Genomic DNA, 11,982 nt, shown 5'->3' with positions numbered 1-11,982 from the left:
CGGCTGATGGTAATGTGCAGGTCTTTAACTGGCGACGCATTGTCCACGCACTTTGTCTGAAAGAGAGGGCAGCACGCCAGATGTCTCAACGGGACGCCACATGCGGAACTGTCGGGAAACCCTCCTGCAGTACTGGCTCCCCAACGCAGTGGCGAACTAGTTCCTAAGAGGAACCGCACTTTCGGTTCCGCTCCGGTAACGGGAACCCCCGCACGGCACTGGCTCCTTAATAACATCACGATTAGGAGTTTTATAGCAGATTTTTTGTAATAAAATAATTTTCTAAAATTAGTAAATGGAAATAGTACAAGTAACTAAATTACTTTGCACAGAGGTTAAAGAGTAGCTGCTATTGCTGTTGTTGTAATAGGTTTGCTTGCTGTTGTTGTAGTAGCAGGTCTGCTTGCTGCTGTTGTTGTTGTTGTAGTAGCAGGTCTGCTTGCTGCTGTTGTTGTTGTTGCTGTAATAGAAAATCTGTTTGCTGTTGCTGTTGTTGAGACGTGAAAATTGTTGACCACAAAAAGAACTGAGAGAGAAAAATAGAAAACCATAATAAAAAAGACCCATCTTCCATTGAATTCACCTTAAAAGTTTTAATAACAAGCGTACCACTACTCCCCTACACTCAATACTACAATTACTACGCTGTTGACCACATTAGATGTGAAAGATTTCGAGCAAGTTTGTCAATGTTTGAAGTGGTACAGTTATCGGTAGCTGATAGAACGTTATCACTATTGTTTAAAGAGTGGTTGTCGGATTGAGGAGTTGCAATTAGAAAACGGCGAACAAATTAAACGAGCGCTACGCCTTGCATCGTATTCTTAATAGAATAGATGGAATCACTTATCGTTAAAGAAAGATTTCTATGGCGATAGACAAAGCGATACAGTTAGCAGAGCGCTATGACCAAGAACTCATCAAGATGGAGGATGCTGCTATAGAACGCATGAACAAAGCGCTAGACACAGCATTTAAACAACTTGATAGAGAATTAACCAAAAGCTATGACAATATAGCCAGCAATGCAACCATACTACAAGCTCAAAGGAAAGCGTTGATACTACAACAGCTAGGAAGCTTGTTACAGATAGTGCGGCCGCAAGACGCAAAGATGTATCAATCAGTGTTACAGATTTTGATTGATAACTCAATTGATGCGGGCGCAGACCTAGGAGGCTCTTTAATCAAGACAATCAATCCTGCTATTGATGTCAAGCCTTTTGCAGACGTTCCTATAGAAGCGGTCGCCAGCGCTTCTAAGAATGCTTATGAGCGATTGCAAAGACATGGAGCTAAGTTCGCAGATGTGGCAACAGAAATAATCGACCAAGGACTTATTCAAGGTTTTGGCATTCAAAAAATTAGGCAGCCGCTACAACAACAACTAGGGGTCACAAAAAGTCGCGCCGAAATGATTGCACGGACAGAAACAATCGCCGCCTATAATGACGCTGCTGACCAGCGCTACGCCGATGCTGAAATAGAGGGCGTATTGTGGATAGCTATTGGAGACAAGCGGACTTGTTTCCCTGCGGGTACTCTTGTTAAGACAATTAATGGAGAGCGCCCAATAGAAAGCATAAAAGAAGGGGATAAAGTCTTAACTCGTTTTGGCTACAGAAGAGTTGTTAAGACCTTATCTCGTCCTTATTATGGCGAATTTACTAGATTGCAGTTAAGCGATCGCTCCGTCGTGTCTACGTCTAATCATCCTATCTGGACTACTAAGGGTTGGACGCAAGCTGGAAAAATTAAGCCAGGATGTATTGTGAAGCTTGATAATAAGAGTCTCGCGCAGGTTTTGAGTGTCGAGAATTTGTTTGTCATCAAACCTGATAATGCGTCAATTGTCTATAATCTTACGGTTGAGCAATACCCCGAATACTACGCAAACGGGATACTTGTACATAACTGCCCCTATTGCCTCTCTCGCCACATGAAAGTGTACAAACGTGGCAGTATGCGACCACCTTTGCATCCATCTTGTGTAACTGGTGATTCAATGATTTTGAGCGACCCCATCAAGGGAGCGACGCGGCGACATTACAATGGCGATATTTTCATCATTGAGACAGCCAGAGGTAATAAGCTGACCATTACCCCTAATCATCCAGTATTGACCCCGCAAGGATGGGTTACGCCGCAAAGTTTGAAGATAGGAGACGATTTGATAAGCTGCATCGATAGTGAACGGATGTCTAATTTGCTTGTTAACTCAGACAACAATCAACGTCCAACCGTTATCAAAGAGATATTTACAGCGTTTAGTCAATCTAGCTTGATGTCTACTAGAGAAGTGGAAGTTACCACCAAAGATTTCCACGACGACCTTGGGAATTACAACAGCAAGGTCAAGATTGTGAATACCGATTTTGATAGCAGCCCTTTTGCCAGTATTGATTTTTTTAGCTCTACTAATACCACGTTCTTTAATGACTCTACGCAATCTCGCGGCGCTAGTGAAAGCCAACTTAGCAGCATTCTCAATAGATTTCCCGGAATCGTAGAGAGCGATCGCATCATCAATATTACCAAGTCTACCCATAATGATTATGTTTACAATTTAGAAACTACCACAGAGTATTACATCTGCAATAACATCATGGTTCATAATTGCAGATGTACGCTTGCCCCGGTCAATATGGCTTGGATAGAAGCTGGTATTGTGGACGTTAACGCCCTACGTTCAGAGCGTCAGCGAGCGCTAGAAGAGGCGATAGTAGACCCGAAGGAAGAACCAGCGCCATTTGAACGCGCAGCGGGTATCAAAAGTTTACCTAAACCAATTTACATACCCGTTATCACAGTGCCGCCCAAGCCTGTGATTACATCAGGTAGTGCAGAGATGGTGACTGCTACTCCTAAAGCAAAAACCAAGAGAACTCCTAAACCTAAGCAACCCAGTATCAATTACTCTGTTAATCGTTATAATCCTCAAGAATTAATACAACTGGGTGCAAAGTTCACAGAACAAAATCTAAAAATTCCTGAGATATCTGATAGAGAGAGACAACTAGAAAAGGCGCTCGCAAATGCGAGACAAAAACTCCAAGAAGAGATACAAGCTGGTTCACCATCTCCAAAGACTATTGACGCTTTTCGCAAAGCAGAAAATGCTTATTACAAGGAACAAGAAAAACGCCAAGAAGCCGAGACGAAAGAATATGACAAACTAAGGCAAGCTATCAAGAAAAAACACGGCGAACTAGACGTACAAGCATTAGTTGATAAAATTAATTTCCAAAATTTAGGAGAAATAACAACCCAAACTCTTAAAAGCACTTATCAAGACTTTTTTGAACTCACAGGTGGTAAAGGTGCTCGCAGTATCAAGACTCTTAAATATGATGACCCTAGAGCGTATGCCTCTAGATACGACAATACAATCAACATAGGTAAAGGTGCGGAAAAAGGAACACAATTCCACGAAGCTGGGCATCATGTGGAGTTTGAATCTAAAGATTTACAGATGGCTATGAACATCTGGCGTAATCAACGTGCTTACTCTTTGCAATATAAATCTCTCAAAGAATTAACAGGAATTGATTATGATGATGATGAAGTAGCTTTAGAGGACAAATATCTTGACCCTTATGTTGGCAAAGTTTATGCTAACGATTCTACAGAAGTGCTATCTATGGGAATAGAACATTTTACAGATGCCAAGACGATGCGCCGTTTACGTGAGACAGATAAACAACATTTCGACTTAATTATGGGAGTAATACTAGCTAATGAGAATTGAAATTAAAGACACACTTTTACAGGAGATAATTATAATTCAAACTGACACAAATAACCCAGACAATATTATTGACATAAACTGGCAAGGCAATGATTCTGCTATAGAAAGATTGCAGCGCTCGCTATCCAATTATCATGGTGCATATGGTCACATCTTGCATATAGAAGAAACAACAAACGCTGACCTTTATGCAGCAGTAACAAAATTATCTGCAACAGAATACACAATCATTTCTGTTGACCCTGTTCCTAAAATTAGGAGTTTCAAAGATGTCCAAAGTTGAGGTAACAAAACATTAGGCGCTCGCTAAAACAACACACTTGCTAATATAATCAATCAAGTTTTATATAAACCTATAAGAATATTAGACACAGTTCCAATTGTGTCTATGATATCGTAAAGGAAAGATTTCTCAAACGATTACTAGATTATGGATTACGGACAGGCTTTAGACTGGATGAACCAGCAAGAAGGCGGTAGCGAATACGTAGAAGCTGTGAGAGCTTATGTCAAGGTTTTATCTGATGAAGCCAAAAAGCATAAGCTAACGGCTCGTGATGCAGAGGCAAAGCTAAAGCGGTACTCGGAATTAGCAGGTGAGGGCGAGGATTTAGAAAAGGTCATACAAAGGCTAAAGACTCAACTTGCCGAACTGACTAAAGAACGTGACGACTTGAAGACACAGCATGACACAGTAGTCAGCGATCGCGACGCACTCAAGACAGAAAAAACAAATCTAGAGCGCAGCGCAGTTTTCCGTACAATCTCTGATAGATTTAACTTTGACTATAGTGCTTTTGAGAGCCTATTCAAAGATATTGACACAGGGGCGTTTAATGTTTCAGAGGACAGCATCAAAATTACTGTTGACGGCAAAGAGGTTTTACTTGAGGAATATGTAGAAAGCTTAGAGGAATGGAAAAAAAATGCGTTGTCTTACAAAAACAAAGCATCACAAAATTCATCAACGTCACTACCAAGCGCAGGTACAAAGGGTACGACCTCGCAAGGCGGCTCCTTGGCTGACAATTATCTAAATAGCCGTGTCAGTGCTTCTAGATTCAAAAAAAGCTAGCCATTCTCGATAGTCTTGTCCAGTCCAGTAGGCTATCCAAAATTCCCTATCTTCGTCATAAAAAGGCTGTAACTTGTACCATTCTGATAAGTCGCTCTTGTTCTTGGCTGCGTTGCAGCGCTCGCCTCCAAGTGTGCATTGTTATTGCTATTTAAGACTTTAAGACGTATATCATGCTAGTATTGTTTCAGCCCAGAGGGGCGTTAGAGAAATCTTTCCTTAACCACATCTAGAGAGATGTAAGGCGGCGAGTACCGGGAAGCCGTATAAACCGGATGCAGTATTTGAGTTGAGCCAGAGGGCGAGACAAAAATATCAAAGTGACCCAGAGGGGCAAGCACGATAGTTTATTGTATCGTTGAGTTTTGCTATGGCTGAAATTAGATTCAATCCTACAATTGTCACGCAAGATGCGGCATGGGTCGGGGAATCTTTGAACTACAATACTCTCATGCCTCATGGCGCTCTAATCAATCCGATTGGTATAGAGGCAATAGACAAAGCAACTTTAGAAGTTAAGACAGCGATCGCAGCAAACGACAAAAAAATAGAGCTTAAGAACAAAATAAACAACGGTGCGGGTATTCCCAGTGGGATGACCCTCACATTTGGCGCTACAAGCGTCATTACAAGTAGATGGGCATCAAGTGACGCAACAACACTTGAGATTTTTCCCTCTCCAGGTGTTATTGCTGCTGATACGAGTTATAACTATCCAGGATACGGCGCTCGCCCATTGTACTCTGGTTGGGCAGTAGGGCGGACGTTCGCAGAGCGTGACGCTGGTACACCATTCACACTTGCTGCTGACACGGATGATGAAATTTATTTGATAGCCTTTGACGTTCCTGACGCACTTAGAAATCAGGAAATAGTCTTGGTGAGACATCAAACTCGTGTTAAAGAAAATCGTCTACCTAAGTTCTCAACTTATAGCAGTGGGCTTCAAACTAAGCTACGTGCTGCATATCAAATGTATATCGGAACTTAGTGGCATCAGCTTGTTATCAAGAAAGTAGAACTCAAACAGAGGTAATTCGTGAATATATCCGTAGTCTCAAAAAGAAAATTAACCGCACTCAAGGTGGTTGATCTGGCAATTGAGAGGGTATTGAACCCCCTCAATTGCCCCGCAATTCCCCATCGCCGCCAACACTTCGTGTGTGGCGGGAGTACCCTTGCGGAGGTTTAGATGGCGTTCGCAGTTTTTCGAGACGTTATTGAATTTTTGAGCAAGCCTGGGAAGGATGGATGGTCAGAGTTTGATAAACTGACAATTTCGCCCATGTTGCAATTTGGTACCGATGATGCCCCGTACTTCTTTCAAGAACTATTACCAGAAAGGTTAGTGTCAAAAAATCAAGGCACAGAAGGTAACATTGAATACCGTTCTACACTTGCTGCTTCTGGAAGTTCCTACGCCCCTACTGATATCAATAAAGGTGGTCAAATCATTGGCACGTTTGACTACAAACTGGGTTTTACCAATCAAAAAGATGTGCTTGATGTCGCTACCTACGAAGCAATTCATGACATCTTGCAACTGAGTGATGACTCTGCAAATCTGAGTAATCTTGAAACGGCTGCTGAGTCTGTTTTAGATTGGACGAATCAGAATATCATCAAGCCGCAGATGGACTTAAATGAACTTTTCCGTTCGCAAGCCATTATTGACGCGCTTGTGAAACGTAGAGGCGCTAACGGATACTACGAGGACGTAAGATATCCAAACAGCCCAGGACAAAGAGTGATAATTCCAGGTGGAACCGTCGCAGCGCCATTAGGATGGTACAAGACCGATGGCAGCTATGACTCCATGCTTGACTTGCAAGCAATTCAAACTGTTGCCAGGAAGAAAGGATTAGAAATTGTCAGAATTGCGTCAAGCTGGGAGCCGAAACGAGCATTTATGAATAACCCAGCAATCAAGAATAGATTCTCAGGCGTTGCGATCGCGCCAGGTGCAGGCGGTACAGGTATCAGCACCAGTGCATTGCCTAACATGGTGACAGAAGATGGTATAGACGCACTTTTAAGACAATGGCGTTTACCAGCTTGGCAGTTGTACGACAAAACTTACAACTACAAAGATGCAAATGGCATTATTCAAACCAGCGGATTTCTTGACAGGATAGATGCAACAGGAAAGAAATACAATCCAGTGATACTGACTTGCAGAACCCGTAGAGAGTACACTGTCAATCTACCTAACCCCATAGGCAAAGTCCTGTTAACTAACACGCTAGGATATTTTGCAATAGGGCGCTGTGTCGGTCATCCAAATCCAGGTCGCATTCTTAACAGACTTTTAGAAGACAAGTTACATCCGCCTTCACTAACAATTGAATTAATACAGGAATCGTTGCCAATTTTGACAGCCCCAGAGGCTCATTATGTGTTGAACGTTTATGAGCCTACACCTTAATGTGTTGTTTCCAGCTAGCTAACAAGAAGGTAAAAAGATGCCAGAAGTTGAACTTAGTAATCCCGTTATGTACAACGGAATTACTTATACGCCTAACGAAAACAATAAATGTAATGTTCCTGACGAAGTAGCAGAAGCATTAGGACTTAAGGCTGCTAGTACCACTCTTGTAGAAGACACAGCAATTACAGGAGAGGAGCTAGAACCAGGCGCACAAACTGAGTTAATAGAGGGGCAAAATCCACCTACGGAGGGCACAAGTGGCAGTACCACCAGTAAGCGTAAATGATGCTCTATTGCAATTCCAGCAAATACCTGCAGTCGCTCAACTGTATGAAGAGTCAGAGCGACCGCATGTAGAAAGACTGCTCAACATCACCAAGGGTAAGTTATTGCCTAACTTTGGAGGTGTTCCAGGCTTTAGAATCTATGCAGCCGCAGCACGTTACATAGGTTCTCATCCAGAGCTTAGATTCGTTAAAGTTCACGATTCAACTACTATCGGGGATATTGACGCGCTAATTGCATCTTTAGAAAGCACACAAGCTGATGAGGATGCTGACTATTTTGAACCTGTTCCTAGTGGCGCGTTCAAATCACCTTTGTTTAGAACTGTTTCTGTTAGAGGCTATGCTGAACCATGAAGAAAATTTTTGCAGCTAGTAAAGTCTATGAACATGCAAAAATTACATTTGGTGTAGTTGATTCTACTTGCTGTGATGATGTTGATGAGCGCGGTAATTTCAAGAGCAAATCATGCATTGAACTGACCGCGCAAATTGATAGAGCAGGTCAAGGTCAAGGCAACACAACAGATTCAGAAGCTTATACCAAGGATTCAAGAATCTGCGAAGGTCACTTAGTCAAACCCTCTAAAATGCCAGCAGAGTTAAAACCTGGGGTAATTGGAACTATTGAATTTGAAGACGGCGAGCGCAACAACTGCAAGCTGCTACCTGTGTCTCAGATTAGCTGGAAGATAATCAATTGCGATCGCATTAAATTAGAGGTGGGCACAGGTTCAATTGTTCGTTTGACGTGACGTTGACGTTAAGGAAATCTTTCTCTAGCGATGGCTGACTTTATCAAAATCACAATTAATGATACTGAACTTGGCAAAATTAAGGGCATCAAAACCAAAGTCAGTAATCTACAAAAGCCCATGAAACAGTTCATGGCTTATCTAGAGTTAGAAACCAAAACTCAATTTGTAAATCAGAACGATCCTGACGGCGTGAGATGGAAAGACTTAGCACCATCTACCTGGGCTAGAAAGCGCTCGCAAACTATAGGACGTGAGGATAGCATTATGGTTAACAGTCTATATACTCGCGTCAGCAATTTAGAGGGTGAGATAGGTTTATCGGCTGAACACACAATCTACTTTCACGGGGGCACAAATCGGATGCCAGCGCGTACAGTATTAAGTGTCACAGAGAAACGTCTAGCAAAAGGTCAAGCAATTTTCGAGGGCTATTTAACTGACATTTTGAGGTAATTGCAAATGTATTGTGGCGATGACCCCAGAAGAAATGAATGGTCAGATGTGGATTTGGCTATCTCAGAACGTCTGCAACCATTGCGTGACTATCTTTGTGATGAAAACGTGTTAGTCAGAGCGCTTCCTGACGTTGCAGCAGGATTTGGTGAAAGAGTCGATTACGGTGACATTTATCACTTAATCAGAGCAGGTAGAGCAGTTGAGGATGAAAATAGAGACACTGATAGCAGAGTCACTGCTGAAGCCTGGACACTGTTGCTCGTCATCATGTTACCGCATCGATACACATCAAAAGGGTTGTACGATGCACTTAAAAAAGCGCGTGACTTGCTAATTGGCTACAAGCCTCCTTATGCAACATCAACCATCAGAGCTTCTAACGTTGGCTGGCAATTCAAGCGCGATAATGCTAGCTGGGTAATTGAATCTAACTTTGAATTTGACATCAACATCCTAGAAAACAGCGAGTTAATAGATGATGATGTATCAATGATTGAGGAAATAACAATCAGCACAGAGGCAATGATAGAGGTAGTGAGATGACATTTAACTTTGACAGTTTCGGGTCGCACACAAAAACAATGGAGATTTGGGAGGATTGGCAAAAGTCTGGAAAATTTGACGGCTTAGTAGTCCCAAAAACCTTTACATCGTCAATGGTAGCTGCTATCCAAGCTATAGACATGGGTAATATCAATGTGTTGTCTTCCGCTTTAAACTCTGCAAAGACGTTTACTACAGAGTATACAACTGGAAAGGAAAGAATTGATTTTATTGTTTCCTACGCCAAGAAAGTAGGATTTCCAATAGCAATTTACATGGTGTAAAGAGTTCAACTACCCCGCCCTGCTTCGCTGAGGGACGGGATATCTTATGGAAAGAAGATGAGAATCAAATGGGAAGTAGAAGCGTTCGCGGTCGTTGAGATAAACGGCAAGCCAGTGCAGCTATTAGAAGGGCAAGAATATGACGTGCCTGACGACTCAGAGTACTTTCTCAATGCTTTAACACGTGGTTGGGCTGAACGCATAGAAGAACCTCAGTCAAAAACAACCAAGAAACGCGCTCAAGTCAGTGAGGAATAGAGAAAATGGCTTTAGTTAGAGGAATAGAAATTTACAGCGGCACGACTGCACCATTGCTGACTGGTTCAGCATTACCTATTGTGATTGTAGGGACTGCTCAGGGTGCGATCGCAGCAGTGAACACAATCACAAAAGTCACGAGTACGGCAGATGCGATCGCTAAATTTGGAACGCACACCGCAGGGGATACAATACCCAGAAGTCTAGAGGTTTTGCTGAGATACGGCTGTAACAATATCTACGTTATCCGTACAACATACAGTGCGACACCTGCCACGAACGAGACAAACTTGATAGGAGCAGACACAGCAGGCGCTCGTACAGGTTTGTATCTAGTGAAAGATATCCCCTCAAAATTTAATGTTTATCCTGCTTTTGTCCTGGTTCCTGGTTTTAATAGTGATGCTGTTGCAACTGCTCTCGATTCTGTGGTTAATGCTGTCAGAAGCTATGGAATCTTAGACGCCACAGACGGCGATACAGTTGCAGCGGTCCTCACAGCACGTGACACTGCAACAGGCATAGGCAAAAAGAGCGAGCGCTTGATTATCGCTTATCCATCATTGAAAAGAGCGAGCGCCCCTACCATCTTTGAACCATTAAGCGTTCATATTGCTGGGTCTGTCGCCAAAGATGGTAGCTATGGTAAGTCAACATCAAGCTTGACGTTGCTCGGCGTGTTAGAGCCTAGCATTACTCTTTCAATGTCACTGACAGATGAAAATTCTGATACAGCCAAGCTCAATGCTAAGGGTGTAGTGACTGTCATCATTGATGGTAGTGATTATGACACATGGGGTGATAGAAACGCTCTGTATCCTTCTGCATTGACCAATAGGAGCTACATTTCTGTAGTCCGATTAGAAGATGCAATCATGCAGAAAGCGATTGAACGCGCTCGCAAGTTTATTGACCAACCTGCAACTGTGACAACCGCCTTGCTTGCTCAAGCTTCATTCAACGCCATGTTCTATGAAATGACAACACAGGGTGAAATCAACTCAGGTAAAGCTACTTGGAGTGAAGCTGAGAGCAACTTAAACACAGGTAAGCTTAAGTATGCGCTTGAGGCTGAGTCAATCCTACCCGTCGAACTTATTCAACTTACTGTGACGATAGGAGTATAAGCAATGCCATTACCAGTAGAATATAAAATCAAAGGTCAATGGACTTTCTCGATGGTCGGAGGTGCAGCAACCCCTGCGAACGGGACGGGTGTCGCATCAGAATTCAACATAGACGGCTTAGAGCGTGAAGTTGACGACGAAAGGAGAAGCGGCGCGGCTGGTGCAATCAACTATCAAGGCGACTTTAACGCCATGACTGCAACTATCACTCTTATGGGCATCACTGACAGTCTGCGTCAAGCTTGCATGGAGTCTGTCTGTAGTAACGTCACTTTCATCCTCTCGGCGATCGCAGAAAACAAACGTGATGCGTGCGATATCGCAACCTACACGGTGACGCTGCGAGGCATAATCATCAAGTACCCTATAGGTTGGCAATTCAGCAATGACACCGCAGAGAATGAGATAGTACTAGGTGTAAATTTTTACGAGGATTCTTGGAAAGGAAAAATATTTAGGTACTCGCCCGACGAAATGATTTGGTCGTGGAACGGAACCAATCTTTGGGAAGCAAGAAAGACAGGACTAGGTATATAACGAAACATTTTCTTCATGCTATCGTCATATAACAAAGCCTCGCCCAATGTTTGCGACACGGCGAAGCTTTGATGTGATTAAACACAAGGCTATTATGACACACACATTTGATGCCGACAAATTCTGTCTTGGAACTTTGTGTAAGCAAGGGCATGAATATGAAAATACTGGATTTTCCTTAAGATACAAAAGAAATGGAAAAGACATCTCCGAAAAATCCCAATACCCCTCTGTGACTGAGCTTTAAGCAAGCGATCGCCATAACTTGCAGACCCTCAGTTTCAACGCCAAAATCAGGTTTTGAGATAGTTCCTGTTAATAACTTGGCTAAAAATGGTGTATACATACACCATTTCTTTCTCTGGCTGTGTCAAATTTTTTATAATGGTAAAACTAATGAGCCTATCCGGAGTCTTACGAGTCCACATAGTAACCGTTCACGAGGTTCGCAAAGGTTACCGTAGAAAATAGGTACACACTGATG

At 42.7% G+C, this 11,982-nt stretch carries 16 protein-coding genes and 1 pseudogene; 15 read left to right on the top strand and 2 right to left on the bottom strand.

Annotated features, from left to right (window positions below; all coding sequences use genetic code 11):
* Positions 1-349 precede the first annotated feature (349 nt).
* On the bottom strand, positions 350-574 hold the full coding sequence (locus DP117_RS30670) for a hypothetical protein (RefSeq protein ID WP_169221975.1): 225 nt from the start codon (positions 572-574) through the stop codon (positions 350-352).
* A 71-nt stretch (positions 575-645) separates the two neighbouring features.
* Between DP117_RS30670 and DP117_RS36655 the strand changes: the two are divergent.
* From DP117_RS36655 to DP117_RS30600, 15 genes and pseudogenes are all read left to right on the top strand, one after another.
* Positions 646-825: pseudogene (locus DP117_RS36655) on the top strand (IS4 family transposase); the annotation flags it as partial.
* A 43-nt stretch (positions 826-868) separates the two neighbouring features.
* A complete protein-coding gene (locus DP117_RS30665; protein ID WP_169221974.1) occupies positions 869-3,748 on the top strand; it encodes a polymorphic toxin-type HINT domain-containing protein in 2,880 nt (959 codons plus the stop codon).
* Positions 3,738-4,031 carry a hypothetical protein gene (locus DP117_RS30660; protein ID WP_169221973.1) on the top strand — a complete coding sequence of 98 codons (294 nt, stop codon included), beginning with the start codon at positions 3,738-3,740 and terminating at the stop codon, positions 4,029-4,031. Before DP117_RS30665 ends, DP117_RS30660 begins: the two co-directional genes overlap by 11 nt.
* 147 nt (positions 4,032-4,178) lie before the next feature.
* Positions 4,179-4,823, top strand: coding sequence for a hypothetical protein (locus DP117_RS30655; protein ID WP_169221972.1), 645 nt, complete (start codon positions 4,179-4,181; stop codon positions 4,821-4,823).
* 370 nt (positions 4,824-5,193) lie between these two features.
* Positions 5,194-5,814, top strand: coding sequence for a hypothetical protein (locus tag DP117_RS30650; protein ID WP_169221971.1), 621 nt, complete (start codon positions 5,194-5,196; stop codon positions 5,812-5,814).
* Positions 5,815-6,015: 201 nt separating this feature from the next.
* Entirely contained in the window at positions 6,016-7,248 is a 1,233-nt protein-coding gene (locus DP117_RS30645; RefSeq protein ID WP_169221970.1) for a hypothetical protein, read from the top strand.
* A gap of 37 nt (positions 7,249-7,285) precedes the next feature.
* Entirely contained in the window at positions 7,286-7,537 is a 252-nt protein-coding gene (locus DP117_RS30640) for a hypothetical protein (protein WP_169221969.1), read from the top strand.
* The gene (locus tag DP117_RS30635) at positions 7,509-7,892 is read left to right on the top strand and encodes a hypothetical protein (protein ID WP_169221968.1); all 384 of its coding nucleotides are present in this window, start codon (positions 7,509-7,511) and stop codon (positions 7,890-7,892) included. The genes DP117_RS30640 and DP117_RS30635 overlap by 29 nt, the downstream gene beginning before the upstream one ends.
* The gene (locus DP117_RS30630) at positions 7,889-8,290 is read left to right on the top strand and encodes a hypothetical protein (protein ID WP_169221967.1); all 402 of its coding nucleotides are present in this window, start codon (positions 7,889-7,891) and stop codon (positions 8,288-8,290) included. The genes DP117_RS30635 and DP117_RS30630 overlap by 4 nt, the downstream gene beginning before the upstream one ends.
* Positions 8,291-8,320: 30 nt before the next feature.
* Positions 8,321-8,746 carry a phage virion morphogenesis protein gene (locus tag DP117_RS30625; RefSeq protein ID WP_169221966.1) on the top strand — a complete coding sequence of 142 codons (426 nt, stop codon included), beginning with the start codon at positions 8,321-8,323 and terminating at the stop codon, positions 8,744-8,746.
* Between the two features lie 6 nt (positions 8,747-8,752).
* On the top strand, positions 8,753-9,292 hold the full coding sequence (locus DP117_RS30620; RefSeq protein ID WP_169221965.1) for a Gp37 family protein: 540 nt from the start codon (positions 8,753-8,755) through the stop codon (positions 9,290-9,292).
* Positions 9,289-9,576 (top strand): hypothetical protein, encoded by a 288-nt coding sequence (locus tag DP117_RS30615; protein ID WP_169221964.1) that lies wholly within the window; start codon positions 9,289-9,291, stop codon positions 9,574-9,576. The genes DP117_RS30620 and DP117_RS30615 overlap by 4 nt, the downstream gene beginning before the upstream one ends.
* Before the next feature lie 57 nt (positions 9,577-9,633).
* Complete coding sequence (locus DP117_RS30610) at positions 9,634-9,834, top strand: hypothetical protein (RefSeq protein ID WP_169221963.1); 201 nt, start codon at positions 9,634-9,636, stop codon at positions 9,832-9,834.
* 5 nt (positions 9,835-9,839) lie between these two features.
* Positions 9,840-10,961: a hypothetical protein gene (locus tag DP117_RS30605; RefSeq protein WP_169221962.1), complete on the top strand. Its 1,122-nt coding sequence runs from the start codon at positions 9,840-9,842 to the stop codon at positions 10,959-10,961.
* Between the two features lie 3 nt (positions 10,962-10,964).
* The gene (locus DP117_RS30600) at positions 10,965-11,498 is read left to right on the top strand and encodes a phage major tail tube protein (protein ID WP_169221961.1); all 534 of its coding nucleotides are present in this window, start codon (positions 10,965-10,967) and stop codon (positions 11,496-11,498) included.
* 178 nt (positions 11,499-11,676) lie between these two features.
* Here the strand turns inward: DP117_RS30600 and DP117_RS30595 are convergent, their stop codons facing one another.
* A complete protein-coding gene (locus DP117_RS30595) occupies positions 11,677-11,844 on the bottom strand; it encodes a hypothetical protein (RefSeq protein WP_169221960.1) in 168 nt (55 codons plus the stop codon).
* Positions 11,845-11,982 lie beyond the last annotated feature (138 nt).

This window comes from Brasilonema sp. UFV-L1, from assembly GCF_012912105.1.
Taxonomy (GTDB): Bacteria; Cyanobacteriota; Cyanobacteriia; order Cyanobacteriales; family Nostocaceae; genus Brasilonema.
Note: the sequence above shows the minus strand (reverse complement) of the source record. Positions and strands in the feature narration are given on the sequence as shown.

Bases quoted from the DNA above. Each gene is read 5' to 3' on its own strand.
- DP117_RS30670 (WP_169221975.1), bottom strand. From the start codon at position 574: ATGGAAGATGGGTCTTTTTTATTATGGTTTTCTATTTTTCTCTCTCAG.
- DP117_RS30650 (WP_169221971.1), top strand. From the start codon at position 5,194: ATGGCTGAAATTAGATTCAATCCTACAATTGTCACGCAAGATGCGGCA.
- DP117_RS30600 (WP_169221961.1), top strand. From the start codon at position 10,965: ATGCCATTACCAGTAGAATATAAAATCAAAGGTCAATGGACTTTCTCG.
- DP117_RS30655 (WP_169221972.1), top strand. From the start codon at position 4,179: ATGGATTACGGACAGGCTTTAGACTGGATGAACCAGCAAGAAGGCGGT.
- DP117_RS30660 (WP_169221973.1), top strand. From the start codon at position 3,738: ATGAGAATTGAAATTAAAGACACACTTTTACAGGAGATAATTATAATT.
- DP117_RS30645 (WP_169221970.1), top strand. From the start codon at position 6,016: ATGGCGTTCGCAGTTTTTCGAGACGTTATTGAATTTTTGAGCAAGCCT.
- DP117_RS30665 (WP_169221974.1), top strand. From the start codon at position 869: ATGGCGATAGACAAAGCGATACAGTTAGCAGAGCGCTATGACCAAGAA.
- DP117_RS30610 (WP_169221963.1), top strand. From the start codon at position 9,634: ATGAGAATCAAATGGGAAGTAGAAGCGTTCGCGGTCGTTGAGATAAAC.
- DP117_RS30595 (WP_169221960.1), bottom strand. From the start codon at position 11,844: ATGTATACACCATTTTTAGCCAAGTTATTAACAGGAACTATCTCAAAA.
- DP117_RS30640 (WP_169221969.1), top strand. From the start codon at position 7,286: ATGCCAGAAGTTGAACTTAGTAATCCCGTTATGTACAACGGAATTACT.
- DP117_RS30630 (WP_169221967.1), top strand. From the start codon at position 7,889: ATGAAGAAAATTTTTGCAGCTAGTAAAGTCTATGAACATGCAAAAATT.
- DP117_RS30605 (WP_169221962.1), top strand. From the start codon at position 9,840: ATGGCTTTAGTTAGAGGAATAGAAATTTACAGCGGCACGACTGCACCA.
- DP117_RS30625 (WP_169221966.1), top strand. From the start codon at position 8,321: ATGGCTGACTTTATCAAAATCACAATTAATGATACTGAACTTGGCAAA.
- DP117_RS30615 (WP_169221964.1), top strand. From the start codon at position 9,289: ATGACATTTAACTTTGACAGTTTCGGGTCGCACACAAAAACAATGGAG.
- DP117_RS30620 (WP_169221965.1), top strand. From the start codon at position 8,753: ATGTATTGTGGCGATGACCCCAGAAGAAATGAATGGTCAGATGTGGAT.